Annotated in this window: 17 protein-coding genes; 5 read left to right on the top strand and 12 right to left on the bottom strand. The window is 74.0% G+C overall.

Going from position 1 to position 15,440, the window contains the following annotated elements; genetic code table 11:
• The 5 genes from Q3W71_RS16045 to Q3W71_RS16025 form a co-directional block, all read right to left on the bottom strand.
• Entirely contained in the window at positions 1-312 is a 312-nt protein-coding gene (locus tag Q3W71_RS16045) for a S24/S26 family peptidase (protein ID WP_302920129.1), read from the bottom strand.
• Positions 309-2,087, bottom strand: coding sequence for an ABC transporter ATP-binding protein (locus Q3W71_RS16040; RefSeq protein WP_302920128.1), 1,779 nt, complete (start codon positions 2,085-2,087; stop codon positions 309-311). The genes Q3W71_RS16045 and Q3W71_RS16040 overlap by 4 nt, the downstream gene beginning before the upstream one ends.
• A gap of 3 nt (positions 2,088-2,090) precedes the next feature.
• Positions 2,091-2,573 carry a hypothetical protein gene (locus Q3W71_RS16035; protein ID WP_302920127.1) on the bottom strand — a complete coding sequence of 161 codons (483 nt, stop codon included), beginning with the start codon at positions 2,571-2,573 and terminating at the stop codon, positions 2,091-2,093.
• A gap of 70 nt (positions 2,574-2,643) precedes the next feature.
• Positions 2,644-2,880 carry a hypothetical protein gene (locus tag Q3W71_RS16030; RefSeq protein WP_302920126.1) on the bottom strand — a complete coding sequence of 79 codons (237 nt, stop codon included), beginning with the start codon at positions 2,878-2,880 and terminating at the stop codon, positions 2,644-2,646.
• A 65-nt stretch (positions 2,881-2,945) separates the two neighbouring features.
• Positions 2,946-5,867 (bottom strand): AfsR/SARP family transcriptional regulator, encoded by a 2,922-nt coding sequence (locus Q3W71_RS16025; RefSeq protein WP_302920125.1) that lies wholly within the window; start codon positions 5,865-5,867, stop codon positions 2,946-2,948.
• Between the two features lie 76 nt (positions 5,868-5,943).
• On the opposite strand from Q3W71_RS16025, the gene Q3W71_RS16020 reads away from it, so the two are divergent.
• A complete protein-coding gene (locus Q3W71_RS16020) occupies positions 5,944-6,171 on the top strand; it encodes a hypothetical protein (RefSeq protein WP_302920124.1) in 228 nt (75 codons plus the stop codon).
• A gap of 63 nt (positions 6,172-6,234) precedes the next feature.
• On the opposite strand, the gene Q3W71_RS16015 is transcribed toward Q3W71_RS16020, so the two are convergent.
• The gene (locus Q3W71_RS16015; protein WP_302920123.1) at positions 6,235-7,560 is read right to left on the bottom strand and encodes an aspartate aminotransferase family protein; all 1,326 of its coding nucleotides are present in this window, start codon (positions 7,558-7,560) and stop codon (positions 6,235-6,237) included.
• Positions 7,561-7,645: 85 nt separating this feature from the next.
• Between Q3W71_RS16015 and Q3W71_RS16010 the strand changes: the two genes are divergently transcribed.
• Positions 7,646-8,659: a LysR family transcriptional regulator gene (locus Q3W71_RS16010; RefSeq protein ID WP_302920122.1), complete on the top strand. Its 1,014-nt coding sequence runs from the start codon at positions 7,646-7,648 to the stop codon at positions 8,657-8,659.
• Here the strand turns inward: Q3W71_RS16010 and Q3W71_RS16005 are convergent.
• Entirely contained in the window at positions 8,567-9,133 is a 567-nt protein-coding gene (locus Q3W71_RS16005) for an ABATE domain-containing protein (RefSeq protein WP_302920121.1), read from the bottom strand. The genes Q3W71_RS16010 and Q3W71_RS16005 overlap by 93 nt on opposite strands.
• 86 nt (positions 9,134-9,219) lie before the next feature.
• On the opposite strand from Q3W71_RS16005, the gene Q3W71_RS16000 reads away from it, so the two are divergent.
• Complete coding sequence (locus Q3W71_RS16000) at positions 9,220-10,140, top strand: ketopantoate reductase family protein (RefSeq protein ID WP_302920120.1); 921 nt, start codon at positions 9,220-9,222, stop codon at positions 10,138-10,140.
• 77 nt (positions 10,141-10,217) lie between these two features.
• Entirely contained in the window at positions 10,218-10,673 is a 456-nt protein-coding gene (locus tag Q3W71_RS15995) for a pyridoxamine 5'-phosphate oxidase family protein (RefSeq protein WP_302920119.1), read from the top strand.
• A 42-nt stretch (positions 10,674-10,715) separates the two neighbouring features.
• Here the strand turns inward: Q3W71_RS15995 and Q3W71_RS15990 are convergent, their stop codons facing one another.
• From Q3W71_RS15990 to sigJ, 4 genes are all read right to left on the bottom strand, one after another.
• Positions 10,716-11,318, bottom strand: coding sequence for a dihydrofolate reductase family protein (locus tag Q3W71_RS15990; RefSeq protein WP_302920118.1), 603 nt, complete (start codon positions 11,316-11,318; stop codon positions 10,716-10,718).
• Positions 11,315-12,184 (bottom strand): metalloregulator ArsR/SmtB family transcription factor, encoded by an 870-nt coding sequence (locus tag Q3W71_RS15985; protein ID WP_302920117.1) that lies wholly within the window; start codon positions 12,182-12,184, stop codon positions 11,315-11,317. Before Q3W71_RS15985 ends, Q3W71_RS15990 begins: the two co-directional genes overlap by 4 nt.
• A 115-nt stretch (positions 12,185-12,299) precedes the next feature.
• Positions 12,300-12,704, bottom strand: a complete 405-nt coding sequence (locus Q3W71_RS15980; RefSeq protein ID WP_302920116.1) for a hypothetical protein — start codon at positions 12,702-12,704, stop codon at positions 12,300-12,302.
• Positions 12,705-12,832: 128 nt separating this feature from the next.
• Complete coding sequence (sigJ, locus tag Q3W71_RS15975) at positions 12,833-13,765, bottom strand: RNA polymerase sigma factor SigJ (protein ID WP_302920115.1); 933 nt, start codon at positions 13,763-13,765, stop codon at positions 12,833-12,835.
• 269 nt (positions 13,766-14,034) lie between these two features.
• On the opposite strand from sigJ, the gene wrbA reads away from it, so the two are divergent.
• Positions 14,035-14,643, top strand: coding sequence for an NAD(P)H:quinone oxidoreductase (gene wrbA / locus Q3W71_RS15970; protein WP_302920114.1), 609 nt, complete (start codon positions 14,035-14,037; stop codon positions 14,641-14,643).
• A gap of 168 nt (positions 14,644-14,811) precedes the next feature.
• Here the strand turns inward: wrbA and Q3W71_RS15965 are convergent, their stop codons facing one another.
• Positions 14,812-15,249 (bottom strand): DUF6463 family protein, encoded by a 438-nt coding sequence (locus Q3W71_RS15965; protein ID WP_302920113.1) that lies wholly within the window; start codon positions 15,247-15,249, stop codon positions 14,812-14,814.
• Between the last annotated feature and the right edge of the window lie 191 nt (positions 15,250-15,440).

Below are 15,440 nucleotides of genomic sequence, written 5' to 3'. Positions count from 1 at the left end.
TCATCGCCTCCCTCTGGCCACGCCGAGGATCGCCTCGCGTGGCACCGCCCCGAAGTGCCGCGAGTCCTGGCTGTGGGGGTTGTCGCCGCGCACCGTCACGGCGCCGTCCGGTTCGACCCGGTGGACGCGTTTGACCATCCATGTCAGGTCCGCGGTCGGGACGACGTCGCGGGCCCGGAAGACGACGAGGTCACCGGCGGCCGGTGTCCGCCCGACGCGCACCACGAGCCGGTCGCCGTCGCGCAGCGTCGGCGCCATGCTCTGCCCGTGTACCACCACCAGGCGCCAGCGGCGGCGCAGCCAGCCGGTCATGACGCCGCCAGTTGGTAGCCGTCGGCCTGGAGGCGGAACAGCCGGGCGTACTCGCCGTCGGCCGCCATCAGCTCGGCGTGCGCGCCCGACTCGACGACGCGTCCGGCGTCCAGCACGACGATGCGCTGCGCGTCGCGCAGGGTGCTGAGCCGGTGGGAGATCAGCAGCCCGGTGCGGCCCTGGCGGATCCGGGCCAGCGACGCATGCACGCGGGCCTCGGCGTCGGCGTCCAGCCCGGAACTGGGCTCGTCCAGGATGAGCAGGTCGGCGTCGGCGCGCATCAGCGACCGGGCGAGCGCGACCCGCTGCCACTGCCCGCCGGAGAGCGTCACGCCGGGCTCGCCGTCCTGGTCGGCGAAGGTACGGCTGAGCAACGTGGCGTAGCCGTGGGGGAGGGCCCGCAGGCGGTCGTGGATCTCGGCGCGGGCGGCGGCCTCCTCGACCTGCCCGGTCGTGTGCGGCAGCCGGCCGATGCCGACGTTCTCCTCGGCGGTGAGGTCGTAGCACATGAAGTCCTGGAACACCGCGCCCATCCGCTGGCGCAGCGTCTCCACCCGCAGCTCGCGCAGGTCCACCCCGTCCCAGGTGATCCGGCCGCGGTCCGGGTCGTAGAACCGGCAGAGCAGCTTGACGAGGGTGCTCTTGCCGGCGCCGTTGAGGCCGACGAGCCCGACCGCCTCACCGGCGGTGACCGTCAGGTCGACGCCCCGCAGGATCCAGGGACCGCCCTCGTCGTAGCGGAACCACACGTCCTCGAACCTGATGGCGGTGCGTAGCGGCGGTGCCGGCCGGGTCCCGTCGACCAGGTCGGCGGGACTGTCGAGAACGGCGACGTAGTGCCGGAACAGCCGGGTGGCCGTGCCGGCCTCGCCGAGCTGAGCGGCGATGCCGGCCAGGCCGCTGTGCGCCGCGGCGAACGCGGCCAGCAGCAGGGTGAGGTCGCCGAGGCTGAGCCGGCCGCGGACCGCGGCGTTCACCGCGACCACGGTGGCGGTGAGGGTCACCGCGGCGCCGGCCAGCGCCCAGCAGGTCTGCACCACCGTGGCGTGCCGCGCGGCGGCCAGCTCGATCCGGGCGGCGGCCCGCACCGCGCCGGTGAGCCGGTCGTGGAAGAACCGGCCGAGCTGGTAGAGGCGCACCTCCCGGGCGGCGCGCAGGTCGGTCAGCACGTTCTGGAACAGGAACCGGGCCCGGAACAGGCTGGCGCTGTCCTCCACGGCCCGCGCCGCCCGCCGGGACAGCCGCAGTTGGATGAGGAAGTCGGGCACCGCCACGGCGAGCAGGAGCAGCCCGGCCGGCGGCCAGAGGGAGGTCAGGATCACGGCGAAGCCGCCGATGGTGACGACGTTCTGGGCCACGTCGACAGCGAACATGACGACCACGTACGGCGCCTGGGTGGCGGCCTGCTGGGCCAGCGCCAGCCGGTCGCGCAGGGCCGGCTGCTCGAACGGGCCCAGCCCGACGAAGGTGTTCAGTTTCCGGTACAGCCGCACGTCGGCGGCGATCGTGATCGCGTTCTGCAGGGCGGTGGTGAAGTAACCGGACACCCGGCTGGCGATCGCCGCCAGCGCGCCCAGGACGGCGATCGCCACGGCGTACCAGGTGGCGGTCGCCGGGTCGGCCGAGCGGCCCCTGCCGACCTCGTCGAAGAGCAGCTTCGTGAACCACGCGACGCCGATCGGGGGCGCCGCGCCGATGACGACGAGGGCGACCGTGGCGGCGAGCGCCCTGCGGTCCGCGCAGCCCAGTCGCAGGGCGGCTCGCAGCGTGGCCACGGCTCAGGCCAGGACCGGGAGCTGGTGGCTGGAGTTGACGACGACGCCGTCGACGACCGACAGCACGGCGGGGAAGCCCTTGACCCCGAACTCCTTCTCGGCCTGATCCTCGTTGATGGTCGCCGTGTCGAAGTCGGCCAGGCGGGGCGCCATCTCCACCGTGTCCTCCGGCATGCCGATCATGAACACGAAGGTGTCGTGGCGGTAGCGCCGGGCGTCGGCGGTGAGGGTGTCCAGGAGCGTCTGGCACGGTGGACAGGTGGGGGTCAGCATGACCACCGTGCGCCGGCCGGCGGTCAGGTCGACGTGCGGGAAGCCGGTGACCTCCAGGCCCGGGGCGGGCAGCACCTCGGGGGCGGCCCCGCCGTCGTGGGCGGTGGCGGTCTGTGTCTCCCGGAGCCGCCGGGCGAGGGCCAGGGTCAGGACGAGGTTGAGCACGGCGACCGCCCCGATCACGGCGATGGCGGCGTAGGCGAAACCCGGCATGGGAACTCCTCAGCGAGTCGGCGGGGGGTGGGGGTCGCGCCGACGGCGCGACCCCCGGGGAAGAGCCAGGTCAGCAGACGCCGACCTTCCTGGTGTAGCAGATCGGCGACGACGTCGTGACCGAGCACACGCCGGTGCAGGACAGGGTGCTCCGCCGGTAGTAGCGGAAGTACGAACCGCCCGAGCAGTAGCCGTTGGAGACCGCGCAGCACGACTGGCCGTGCTCCGGCACGCAGGCGCCGGCCACCTCGCGGCCGAGCACCTTGCTGAGCATCGCGTCGCCGACGCGGTTGATGAGCTTGGTCATGGCAGACCTCCTTGGTGGGTGACTGCCATCACTGTGCCGGGTGCCGCTGCGCGCGCCCTGCGCTCCTACTGCGCGCCGGCTGCGCTCCGCCAACGCGTCAGCGATTCGCGCAGGTCGTCGACGTACGCGGAGTCGAAGTGCTCGAAGATCCGCAGCGCCTCCTCGCCCAGCGCGACGGCCCGGTCGTGCCTGCCGAGGGTGGCCTGCGCCCGCGCGAGCAGGTGCAGCGAGTTCGCCAGCGGGAACGGCTGCCCGACGCCGCGCAGCATCGCCACCGAGCGCTCCAGCTCCACCACCGCCCGGCCCGCGTCGCCCTCCTCGAGGTGCGCCTTGCCGAGCAGCCGCCGGGAGATCGCCTCGCCCCACTCGTGGCGCAGCTCGTGGAACGCCAGCACCGTACGCCGCAGCAGCCGCCGTGCCGCCTCGCCGTCGCCGGCCGCGAGGTGCGTCGCGGCCAGCGCCTGCTCGGCCGTGGTCACGCTCATCCGGTCGCCGAGCCGGCGCGCGGCGGCCACCGCCTGCCGGAGCTGCTCCACGGCCGGCGGCCACTGCTCGGCGTGCCGGTGCAGCAGCCCGATGGTCTCCCGCGCGAGCGCCTCGCCCCACAGGTCGCCGTCGTCGACGAAGACCCGCAGGGCCGCGGCGCAGGCGTCGAGGGCGAACGGGGAGGTGAGCCGGTACTGCCCGTGCTGCATGCCGAGGGCCAACAGCACGTGCCCGCCGACGCGGCCGACCGGCCAGTGCGCGGCGCACAGCCGCACCATCACCAGCAGCGCGGCGTCCGCCTCCCGCAACCTGCCGAGGTGGCGGCAGCACAGCGAGTAGCCCTGCAGGGCGACGAGGCGGTGCGCCACCCACCGCCCGCGACCGGCCCGCTGCGCGGCGCGCAGCAGCGGCACGGCTTCGGCGTGCCGGTTCAGCGACCGGTACGCCGTGCCCAGGTGCAGCCGCAGCGACATCCGGGTCGCCGACGGCAGCTCGGCGTGGCGGTCGAGCACGGCGCGCAGACAGTCGACCAGCTCGGGCAGGTGTTGGCTGCGCATCATCGCGAAGTTGCCCATCGTGCAGGCCAACCGCCCCGCCAGGTCGACCGCGTCCAGGCCCAGCAGGTCCCGCACCGCCGCGACCAGGTTCTCCCGCTCCGCCTCGAACCAGTCGACGGCGTCCCAGGTGTCCATCGGGGACACCGCGTCGGCGACCGGCAGGGCCTTGCAGGGCAGCGACGCGTCGGCGCGTTCGGCGTACGCGTGCAGCCGCTCGTACCAGGCGACCACCTGGTCGACGGCGACGTCGGTGCGCTCCCGGGCGTGCAGCCGGACCAGGTCGTGCATGCGTACCCGGCCGGTGGGGTCGGCGGTCAGCAGGTGGGCCCGGCACAGCTGCTCCAGCAGCGGCTCGGTGGTCTCGTCCCACATGCCGAAGCTGCCCAGCGACGTCCGGCTGAGCACCCCGAGCAGCCGCGCGGCGGGCGGCGGCAACCGCTCGAACCCGACGGTGAAGCTGCTGCGCACGTCGAGCCCGTCGAGCGACAGTTCGTCGAGGCGGCGCCGCTCGTCGCGGAGCCGGTCGCGCAGCCGCGCCACGGGCATCGCCTCCCGTTCGGCCAGCCGTACGCCGGCGATGCGCAACGCCAGCGGCAGGCGACCGCACAGCTCCACCACGTCGGCGGCCGCCGCGGCCTCCCGGTTGATCCGCTCCACGCCGGCGAGCCCGGCCAGCAGGTCCAGGCCGTCGTCGATCGGCAGGACGTCGAGCGGGACGACCTCGGTGCCCGGCAGCCCGGGCAACGCCGACGTGCTGGTGATGAGGGCGGTGCTGCCACCGGGCGGCAGCAGCGGGCGCACCTGCGCCGCGTCCGCCGCGCTGTCCAGCATCACCAGCATCGGCTGGTCGGCGAGCACCGACCGGTACAGCGCCGCCCGTTCCTCGGCCGCCACCGGGATGGCCTCGCCGGCCACCCCGAGGGCGCGCAGGAAGGCGCCGAGCACGGTGTCGGGCCGCGCCGGGTCCGGGGTGTTGCCGCGCAGGTCCGCGTAGAGGCACCCGGCCGGGAAGCGATGGCGGCTCTCGTGCGCCGCGCGCAGCGCCAGGGTGGTCTTGCCGGTTCCCGCGAGCCCGGTCACCACGACGACCTGAGCGGCCCCGGCGGCCGGTGGAGTACGCCCCAGCAACGACAGCAGCAGCCCGAGCTCCTTGTCCCGCCCGACGAAGTCGCCAGTGACCCCCGGGAGCTGGTTGGGCCGCACCCACGCGCGCGGGGACGCCTCCTGCTCGCTGCCGAGGATCTCCCGGTGCAGCTGCCGCAGCTGCGGCCCCGGGTCGATGCCGTGCTCCTCGGCGAGCACCCGGGCCCCGGCCCGGTACACGGCGAGCGCCTCCGCCTGCCGCCCGCTGCGGTGCAGGGCCACCATGAGCTGGCCGCGCAGCCGCTCCCGCAGCGGCCGGTCCCGCACCATCGTGGTCAGTTCCGGCACGAGTTCCTGGTGCAGGCCGAGCGACAGCAGCGCCTCGACGCGCAGCTCGACCGCGTGCTCGCGCAGCTCGTGCAGGCGGTCGCGCTCGACGTCGACCAGCCTCGCGTCGACGTCGACGAACGCGTCGTCGCGCCAGCGCGCCAGCGCCCGGTCGAGCAGCTCCACGGCGCAGCGGGCGTCGGTGGCGGCCGCGGCGGCCTGCACGTCGGCGGCGAACTCCGCCGCGTCCACGATCACCGCGGCGGGCAACTGGTAGCCCGGTGACCGGGTGAGGATCAGCTCCGGGGTCGCACGGCGGCGCACGGCGGCGACGATCGCCTGGACCCGGTTGCGCGCTCCCGCGGGTGGGTGGTTCGGCCAGAGGCCGTCGACCAGGCGGTCGACGGAGACGATGCGTCCCTGGTGGGCCGCCAGGCTCGCGACGAACGCCCGCTCCAGCGGGGCGAGGGACACCGTAATCCCGTTGACGCTCAACTCGATCCGTCCGAGGATGCCGATCCGATACCCACGCACCGCGCAAAGCTAGCGCGCTGTCCGCCGGTTCTGCTCGGGCCGGGAGGACGACTCCGCGGCGAGGAGGGTGGTCCCGATGGCTCTGATGCGCATCCAGCTGGACACCGACCGGGCGACCGCTCGGCGGGTCCTGGCGCTGCATCAGGCCGGCAGGATCCATCGCGAGTCGCGGGACGCCGCTCGGGACGAGGTCTGGCGGCGCGGTCGCACCCCGGCCGGTGAGCCGGTCTTCGTCGGCCTCACCAACGGCCACCCCGTTCGGCTGATCTACGACGTGGAGGTCTACCCGGAAACGACTCCCTGAGCGGTGCGATCGGGTTGGCACCCGGCGGGCCGCGACGGACCGGAGTTGCCGCGGACGATCGGGTCAGGTGGCCGGTGTCGCCTCGCCGATCGCCTGGTCCAGGATCTCCAGGCCGAGGGCCAGTTCCTCGCGGGTGGCGGTGAGCGGCGGCGCGATCCGGAAGGTGCCGCCCATGCCGGGCAGTTGCACCACGTTCATGTGCAGCCCGAGTTCGAGGCAGCGGCGGGTGACCCGGGCGCCGAGCGCGTCCGAGCCCTGCCGCGACTCCCGGTCGTCGACGAGTTCGACCCCCTGCATCAGCCCGCGCCCGCGGACGTCGCCCACGACGTGGTGCCGGTCCCGGATCTCGAGCAGGCCGGCGCGGAGGAAGTCGCCGAGTTCCCGGGCCCGGACCTCCATCCGCTCCCGCTCCAGCACGTCGAGCACGGTGTTGCCGACGGCGGCGACCAGGGGGTCCGACACGTGGGTGGTGTAGAAGAGGTAGCCCCGCTCGTGTGCCCTTCGTTCGATCTCCTCGGTGGTGACCACGGCGGCCAGTGGTAGACCGGCACCCAGCGTCTTGGAGAGCGTGACGATGTCGGGCACGATCCCGTCGCGCTGGAAGGCGTACCAGGTGCCGGTGCGGCACAGCCCGGTCTGCGCCTCGTCGACGATCAGCAGCATGCCGCGCTCGCGGCACCGGCGGGCCAGCGCGGCGAAGTAGCCCGGTGGCGGCTCGATGACGCCGCCGGAGCTGAGGATCGGCTCGACGATGCACGCCGCGAGGCTCCCCGACGACTGGGCGTCGACGAGGGCGAAGCCGTAGTCGAGCTGGCGCTGCCAGTCGAACTCGCCGCCGGGGGTGGTGAAGTCGGGGCGGTAGGGGTTGGGCGCGGGGATCGCGAAGTTCCCCGGCGGGGTGGGCCCGTACCCCTGGTGGCCGGCGCTGTACGTCGCGGCGGCCGCGGCGTGCGTCATGCCGTGCCAGGATCGGGCGAAGGCGACGATCTCGTGCTTGCCCGTCACGAGCTTGGCCATCCGGATGGCCGCCTCGTTCGACTCGGCGCCGGTCGTCAGCAGCAGCGCCTTCTCCAGTGGCTCGGGAAGGGACTCGGCGAGCCGGCGCGCGAGGTCGACGACCGGGCGGGACAGCATCCCGCTGAACAGGTGGTCCAGGCTCGCGATCTGCCGCCGCACCGTCTCCACGATGGCGGGATGACTGTGGCCGAGGATGGCGCTCATCTGACCCGAGGTGAAGTCCAGGATCTGCCGGCCGTCGGCGGTGTAGACGAAGCTGCCGGCCGCCCGCTCGATGATCTCGGGCGTGAACGGGGCGCCGTATCGCACCAGGTGCCGGTCGACGTCGGACCAGAAGTTCGCGGCGGCGGTCCGGTCAGCGGTCAGCGTCATGGGCCTCACGATAGGGCCGGGCGTTGTGCGCGAATAGCTGAAGTTTCTGGCTACGCTGTGCGGAAATCTCGCACAGGGGGATCGGATGCGGCTGAACACGGCACGCCTGGAGATGCTCAGCCTGCTGGACAGCCTCGGCACCGTGCGGGCCGTCGCGGCGGCCCTGCACCTGAGTCCGTCGGCGGTGTCGGCGCAGCTGGCGGTCCTGGAGAAGGAGACCCGCGCCGAACTCCTGCGGCGCTCCGGCCGCCGCGTCCAGCTGACCACCGCCGGGCGCACGCTCGCCCGGCACGCCCGCGTCATCCTCGACCAGCTCAAGGCCGCCGAGGCCGACCTGGCGGGCAGCACCGGGCAACCCGCCGGACCGGTACGCCTCGCGGCCTTCTCCAGCGCCGTCCGCACCATGGTCATCCCCCTCGCCGCGCGGCTGCGGCAGGCGTACCCGCGGATCGACCTGGACGTCACCGAACTCGATCCGCAGGCCAGCCATCCGGCGCTGCGCCGGGGCGACCACGACATCGTCGTGACCGCGGACTTCATCGACGGATCCATGCCGCTGCACCCGGACGTGCGGACCATCCCTCTGCTCACCGACGCCATCGTGCTCGTGGTGCCCCCGTCGCAGGCCCGGGACGCCCCGGCGGAGCTGGCCGACTTCGCCGAGGCCGCCTGGTCCACCGACATGCCCGGTACGTACCTGTCGAGCCTGGTGACGAGCACCTGCCGCAAGGCCGGCTTCGAACCGGTCGTGGCGGGCCGCTTCGCCAGCTACGAACTGCTGCTGGCGCACGTCGAGGCGGGCCTGTCCGTGTCGCTCCTGCCCGAGCTGGCCGTGGACCGCCGCTACCACGTCGCCACCCGGCCGCTGCGCCGGCCGTTGACCCGCCACGTCTACGCGGCCGTGCGCAGCCGGTCGACGCTCACCGCGGCGGGTCAGATCGTCCTGGACGAGCTGCGCGAGCTGGCCAGGAGCACGGCCGTGCCGGCCGCCGGGAGGACGCCGGCGTCAGCGCCCGGCGGCGCGCCGGCGGTAGCGGGTCATCTTGTCGCGGCTGCCGCAGACCGCCATGGCGCACCACCGGCGGCTGCCCGCCCGTGAGGTGTCCAGGTAGAGCAGCGTGCACGTGTCGCTGGAGCATTCGCGCAGCCGGCCGGCGTGGGAGCCGCCGAGCAGGTCGACGCCGTCGCGCGCCACGAGCGCCAACAGCGCGCCGGCGGTGGGTTCCACCAGACGCGTCGCCGCGCCGTCGGCCGTGAGCCTTATCGCCGGTGGCGCCTTGGCCGCCCAGCGGTTCACCACATCCACGGCTCGGCGATCCGGCGGTTCCCCGAACACCCGGCCTCGCATCAGCCGGTAGAGGGCCTCGCGCAGTTCCCGGGCACCGCGGAGGGTCGGGGTGGAGACCGGCACGGTGGTGTCGGTCAGACCCGCCTCGGTGAACCACCGCGCCAGATCGGCCGGAGCGGGGATGCGTTCGACGCCGGGGTCGCGCCAGCGCAGGCCGTAGGTCGCGGTGAAGTCCACCGAGACCCGCCCGCCGACGAACGGGAAGGCCGCCGCGTTGTGAAACACCGCTCGATGATACCGGCTGAACCGGTAACCCAGATCACTCCACCGGCGCTGTTGCGTTACCTGCTCGATCAGTAACGTCTCGATGTATGAGGATCCTCGTCGTCGGGGCGGGCGCGACCGGAGGCTATTTCGGCGCCCAACTCCAGCAGGCCGGCCGGAACGTCACCTTCCTCGTCCGGCCCGGGCGGGCCGGCGTGCTCCGCGAGCGCGGGCTGCGGATCACCGGCCTGGGCGAGCAGACCGTGCTCACGCCCCGGCTGCTCACCGCCGCCGAGATCGACGGGCACTACGACCTGGTTCTCGTCTCGGTGAAGGCCACCGCGCTGCCGGCGGCGATCGACGACGTCGCCGCCGCGGTCGGCCCGCGTACCACGGTGGTCCCGTTCCTGAACGGCATGGCCCACCTGGACGCGTTGAACGAGCGGTTCGGCGTGGACGCGGTGCTCGGCGGCGTGGTCCGGGTGCTCACCACACTCGACGCCGAGGGGGACATCGTCCGGCTGGGCACCCTGGCCGAGATCGTCGTCGGCGCCCAGCGGGGTGGCCCGTCGCAGCGCGTCGAGCAGGTCGCCGAGGTGCTCTCCGGCGCGGGCTTCGACTGTGCCGTCTCGCCGGACATCCACCGCGCCATGTGGCACAAGTGGGTCTTCATCAGCACCCTCGGCGCCCTCAACACCCTGGTACGCGGCTCGGTGGGCGATGCCGTGGCGGTTGCCGAAGGCGACCGGCTCGGCCCGCAGATCGCGGCCGAGGCGGCGGCCGTCGCCGCGGCGGCCGGCCATCCGCTGCCGCAGCAGGCCCTCGACAGCGTCCGGGCCTTCGTCACCCGGCCCGGCTCGCCCGACACCGCCTCGCTCTACCGGGACCTGGTCGGCGGGCAGCCCACCGAGGCCGAGCAGATCTTCGGCGACCTCACGGCGCGGGCCCGCGCGCTCGGCGTGCCCACGCCGCTGCTGGACGCCACGACGGTGGCCCTGCGCCTGCACGAGCAGCGCCTCCGCGACTAGGGTCACTGTCGCGATCGGCCGGCCCGGAAGACGGATCGACGGCCTCGCGGGCTCTTCACGACGGAACTGGAGGAAGCATGACGGACGCGCCGCCGCGCGGGCTCGAGGAGAGACTGCGGGACACCCGCGCCAAACTGGCGGGCGAGGTCGATCTCTGGGTCGCGACAGCGAGCTCCTCGGGCGGCGTCCACCTCATCCCACTGTCGTACCTCTGGGACGGAGCCACCTTCCTCATCTCCACGCCACGGGCGTCGATCACGGGCCGCAACCTGCTGGCCGACCCCCGGGTGCGGCTCAGCCTCGGGCCGACGCGCGACGTCGTCATCGTCGACGGCACCGCCGAGCCGGTGGACATCGCCGACCTCGGCCCGGAGACGGGCGACGCCTTCGCCACCCGGACCGGCTTCGACCCGCGCCAGCTCGACGAGCCCTACCAGTACTTCCGGATCCGGCCGCGGCGCATCCAGGCCTGGCGGGAGGCGAACGAGCTGGCCGGGCGCGTCCTCATGCGCGACGGCCGCTGGCTCGGCTGACCACCGTCGCGCCCGTGCCGGCGAGGGCGCTGGTCGGCCCGCTCAGCGGACCCGGTCGTAGACCAGGGCCAGGGTGCCGTGCTCGCCCGCGGCCTGGCTGGCGAGCGTCCACCGCCCGGCGGGTAGGCCGTCGTCGAAGAGGCGCGGCCCGCCGCCGAGGAAGACCGGGAAGACCGTCATCGCCAGCCGGTCGACCATGTCGGCCGCCAGCAGCGCCTTGATGACGCTCGCGCTGGACAGCACGAGGATGTCGCCACCTTCGGTTGCCTTGAGGTCGGCGACCGCCTCGGCGGTCGGCTTGTCGACGACCGTCGTCCGCTCCCACGGCGCCGCGCCGAGGGTGGCGGAGAGGACCACCTTGTCGGTGTCGACGAGCCACTTCGCGAAGCCCTCGTCGCGCGGGTCCGCACCGGCCATGCCGATGACGGTGGGCCAGAAACCGAGGAAGCCCTCGGCGTTGACCCGTCCGAGCAGGGCGGTCGTCGCCGGCCCCCAGAGGCTGGTCAGGTGGTCGCGGGCGACGTCGGTGTGGGCGTACGGCATCACCCAGCTCATGTCCTGAGGGTCCCGCGGCCCGGCGTAGTGGCCGTCGAGGGAGAGGGCGATGTTGGTGACGACCCGGCGGCCGACGGTCTGCTCTGTCACTTCGTGCTCCTTGGGTCGGTGCCGATGCCGTCGACGGCGTCGGCGTCGTGCGGGTCCGCGGCGAGTGCCGCCGCGAGCTTGTCGAGGCTCTGGCCGAAGCCGATCTCGATACCGGCGATGAAGTCGGCCGAGTCGACGGTGCTGTCCGTGATTCGCCAGTGGACGTCGAGGTCGGTGCCGGTGTCGGTGGGCTGGAGGCGGAGGTCGACGTGGGCGGTGAAGGCGACGCCGCCGCCGGGAAGCAGGGGGGAGAGCCGGTAGGTGAGGCGCTCACCGGGGCGTACGTCGTCGACGACCCCCTCCGCCCGCCCGGCGACCAGGTCGGCGCCGGCGACGTCCTCGACGTCGCGGTACTCGTGGACGATCCGTCCACCGGGCCGGGCGTCGAAGACGAGCTCGGAGACGCGCAGGTCCTCGGGCGTCCACCAGCGAGCCAGCAGGCCGGCCTCGGTCAGGTGGCGCCAGACCCGCCCGGGGGACGCCGGCAGTGACCGGAGGAACCGGAACGAACGGCCGTCGGCCCAGCCCGACTCCTTCGCGGCGAGCCGCTCCGCCGCCAGGCTCATGCCGTAGCGGTCGTAGGTCGCGAGCGGGCCGCCCGCCCGGTCCGCGCTGTCGGCGAGCCGGCCGAGCGCAGCCGCCACATCTCGCAGCGCACCGGGCCGGAGCGCGTAGATGCGGCGCTGACCGGTGCGCTGCGAGGTGACGACCCCGGCCCGCTCGAGGGTCTGCAGGTGCTTGGTCGTCTGCGGCTGACGTGCCCCGGCGAGCTGGGCGAGGACGCCGACCGGGCGGGGCCGCTCGGCCAGCAGGGTCACGAGCCGCCAGCGGGCCGGGTCGGCCAACGCGGTGAGGAGTGCTTCCACGACAGTGACTATTCCTTGTAAGGAATATTCCTGTCAAGGAATAATTGGGGTGGCCTGCTCCGGCGGAGCCGGCGGCTCGACCGGGCGCCGCCGCCACGCGTGCGGAGCGGAGGGCTCAGGCGAGCACCTCTCGGGCCCGCTTCAGCACCTCGTTGAGCACCCGGGTCGCCGCGGCCACGTCGTCCGGGGGCAGGTCCGCCCAGATCGGGGCGGCACGCTCGGTGGTCTGGGCCTGGATCTCCGAGACGAGCCTCCTGCCGTTGTCGGTCAGCCGTCCGTGGTCGAGCCACCCGGCGGCGGTGAGGCCCCGCACGAGTTCGTCGGCGTCGCGGAAGCGCGCTCGGTCGGCGACCTCCCGGGCCAGCTCGTCGCCACTGGTGATCTGCTGCTCCAGCAGGTGCGCGAGTCGGAGGATCACCCACTGCGGTTCGGTGAGCCGGTCGCCGAGGATGGCGTTGAGGATGGCGTTGAGGTTCTTCTCGGTCTGTCCGATCAGTTGCGGGCCGAAGGGGGTGTGCATGGTGACCTCCCGGGCAATTTGTTGGTGCGGCCAACGATACAGGACGTTGGCTCGACCAACAATCCCGGTCGTGTGGCCATCGCGAGGTCGACGAGCCGCGCCGCCGCGTACCCCGGTCGGGCGGGCCCTCAGCCGGCCGTCCAGGGGCGGAGCTTGTCGGGATTGAGTACCGCCCAGATGTGCGTGATCCGGTCGCCTGCGACCCGGAACGCGTAGACCGTCACGGTCGTGCCGTCCACCCGGGCCACGAGGCCGGGCTGGCCGTTGACGGTGCGTTCCACGATTGCCATGCGGGGCGGGGGAGCGGCCCGGTCGACGAAGAAGCGGGCGATCTGCTCGGCTCCTTCCACCGGGCGGGGTTCGGCCCGGACGAGTCCGCCGCCGTCCCCGGTAGCGGTGGCGTCCGGGGCCAGCAGGTCGATGAGGCCCGCGACGTCCTTGGCCTCCCAGGCCCGCTTGAAGGCGCGGACGATCTCGGCCTGCCGGGCTGGCGGAGTCGTGGGGGCCCGCGACGCGCGGGCGCGCCGGCGGGCCGACGAGGCCAGCTGGCGGCACGCCGCCGGCGTACGGCCGACGATCTCGGCCACTTCCGCGAAGGAGTAGCGGAAGACGTCGTGCAGGATGAACGCGACGCGCTCGGCCGGGGTCATCGACTCGAGCACGACGAGGAAGGCCATGTTGATCGACTCGTCGAGGGTGACCCGGTCGGCCGGGTCGACCCCGGCGTCACCGGGCCGGTCGATCCACTGCGGGTGGTCGGGCAGCGGTTCCGGAAGCCACTGACCCACGTACTGCTCACGCCGGGCGCGCGCCGAGCCGAGCACGTCGAGGCAGACCCGGCCGGCGACCCTCGTCAGCCAGGCGCCCGGGGACTCGATGGCCTCCCGCTGCCGGGGGGACAGGGCGTACCAGCGGGCGTACGTCTCCTGCACCGCGTCCTCGGCTTCGCCCAGCGACCCGAGGAGCCGGTACGCGAGGCTGATCAGGTGCCGCCGCTCGCGCATGATCGCGGTCAGGCCCGGATCGGACCCGCCCTGTCCCGGCCCGGATGGGGTGGTCATGGTGCTGCCGGCTCCCTCGGTCGCGCTGCCCTCACCGGTACGACGAGACAGCCCACCGAAGTGTCAGGTGGGGCCGCGCCTGACATTCCGCGGGGCTCGGTCGTCGTACCGGCGAACCCGACGCCGTCCCGGAGAGAACCTCTCACGCACCTCGCCTCACCGGCACATCGCGGACCCGGCCGTTCCGGTGGCGTCGAGCCGCCCCGGTCCGTCGCCGGCCAACCCGGCGCGGCCGCCGACCAGCCCCGTCTGACCTGGAGAAACCGATCATGGAACCCGTGAACGTCGCCGTCATCTACTACAGCGCCACCGGCACCGTGCACGCCCTGGCCCGCGCCGCCGCCGAGGGCGCGGAGAAGGCCGGTGCCCGGGTACGGCTGCGCAAGGTCGCCGAACTGGCCCCGCCGGAGGCGATCAACGCCAGGCCGGAGTGGGTTCGGCACCGCCAGGACACCGCCGACGTCGCGGAGGCCGGTCTCGACGACCTGGCCTGGGCCGACGTGGTGCTGTTCGGCACCCCCACCCGCTTCGGCAACCTGGCCAGCCAGCTGAAGGCGTTCATCGACACCGCCGGTCCGCTGTGGATGCGGGGCGGCCTCGCCGACAAGGTGTACTCGGCCTTCACCGCCTCGAACACGGCGCACGGCGGACAGGAGTCGACCCTGCTGGCGTTGGGGAACGTCTTCTACCACTGGGGCGGCATCATCGTGCCGCCCGGCTACACCGACCCCATCCAGTTCCGGTCCGGCAATCCCTACGGCACCTCCCACGTGGCCGGCGACGGCCCGCCCGGTGAGGTGGCCCTGGAGGCGGCCCGCCACCAGGCCCGCCGCGCCGTCGACACCGCGGCCGCACTCAAGGCCGGCCGCACCGGCTGAGTCCCCCGGAACGAAGCGGGGCAGACCCGGGTACGCGGGCGCCCGCCGGTGCGATCTGTCCGGCGCCGGCGGCGCGCCCACCACCGCCGCCTGCGCCGGGCCGCCGGTGCCACGGGCCCGCCCGCGACCCTCGTCGGCCCCGGTCGGCGACCGGAGTACCGGCGGCGTTCAGCGCCGTTGCCGCGCCGGTTCCTCCCGCCCGATCGCCGGCTCCGCCACCTCCCGCCCGCCGCCCCGGCGACGTGCCAACAGGTCTTCGGCGATGAGCAGTCCGGCCGGGACGAAGCCCAGCAGGAAACCGCTCGGACCGATGAGCAGCGCGCACCCGGCGGCCCAGCCGCCCAGCGCCCAGCCGACGTGGGCGGGTGCGCGCTCGCCCCGCCGTCCCAGTCGCGCCAGCAGCAGACCGAGCAGGACCAGGGGGACGACGAAGCTCCCGGGCAGCGCCCAGAACACGGACAGCGACGCGTCACCGCCCTCGCCCGAGCGCAGCCCGCCGGTGAGCCACTGCTCCCAGTAGGGGTGGGGCAGGAAGACCGCGGCGTGCAGGACGCCGATGCCCGCCAACGTCCATCCGGCGGCGACCGTCAACCGTTGCTTGATCATGCACCCAGCCTGGTCTCCTGCCCGCGGTCCGGCCTCCCCCGGGAGAGCGGCCCGCCTCCCTCGCGGGAGGGAACAGGCGACCCCGGCGCAGGGTGGGCGCGGCTCGGCACCCGGGCCGCGCCCGCCGGCCGCGACGTCAGGCACCCGACGGCGGGCGGGGCGAGCGTCCACGCCGGGCACGGGGCGCGGGG

Source organism: Micromonospora sp. C28SCA-DRY-2 (assembly GCF_030519475.1).
Lineage (GTDB): Bacteria > Actinomycetota > Actinomycetes > Mycobacteriales > Micromonosporaceae > Micromonospora.
This window is presented reverse-complemented; position numbering and strand designations above follow the sequence as displayed.

Bases quoted from the DNA above. Each gene is read 5' to 3' on its own strand.
- Q3W71_RS15965 (WP_302920113.1), bottom strand. From the start codon at position 15,249: ATGATCAAGCAACGGTTGACGGTCGCCGCCGGATGGACGTTGGCGGGC.
- sigJ (WP_302920115.1), bottom strand. From the start codon at position 13,765: ATGACCACCCCATCCGGGCCGGGACAGGGCGGGTCCGATCCGGGCCTG.
- wrbA (WP_302920114.1), top strand. From the start codon at position 14,035: ATGGAACCCGTGAACGTCGCCGTCATCTACTACAGCGCCACCGGCACC.
- Q3W71_RS16020 (WP_302920124.1), top strand. From the start codon at position 5,944: ATGGCTCTGATGCGCATCCAGCTGGACACCGACCGGGCGACCGCTCGG.
- Q3W71_RS16030 (WP_302920126.1), bottom strand. From the start codon at position 2,880: ATGACCAAGCTCATCAACCGCGTCGGCGACGCGATGCTCAGCAAGGTG.
- Q3W71_RS15995 (WP_302920119.1), top strand. From the start codon at position 10,218: ATGACGGACGCGCCGCCGCGCGGGCTCGAGGAGAGACTGCGGGACACC.
- Q3W71_RS16045 (WP_302920129.1), bottom strand. From the start codon at position 312: ATGACCGGCTGGCTGCGCCGCCGCTGGCGCCTGGTGGTGGTACACGGG.
- Q3W71_RS16010 (WP_302920122.1), top strand. From the start codon at position 7,646: ATGCGGCTGAACACGGCACGCCTGGAGATGCTCAGCCTGCTGGACAGC.
- Q3W71_RS16015 (WP_302920123.1), bottom strand. From the start codon at position 7,560: ATGACGCTGACCGCTGACCGGACCGCCGCCGCGAACTTCTGGTCCGAC.
- Q3W71_RS16000 (WP_302920120.1), top strand. From the start codon at position 9,220: ATGAGGATCCTCGTCGTCGGGGCGGGCGCGACCGGAGGCTATTTCGGC.
- Q3W71_RS15980 (WP_302920116.1), bottom strand. From the start codon at position 12,704: ATGCACACCCCCTTCGGCCCGCAACTGATCGGACAGACCGAGAAGAAC.
- Q3W71_RS16035 (WP_302920127.1), bottom strand. From the start codon at position 2,573: ATGCCGGGTTTCGCCTACGCCGCCATCGCCGTGATCGGGGCGGTCGCC.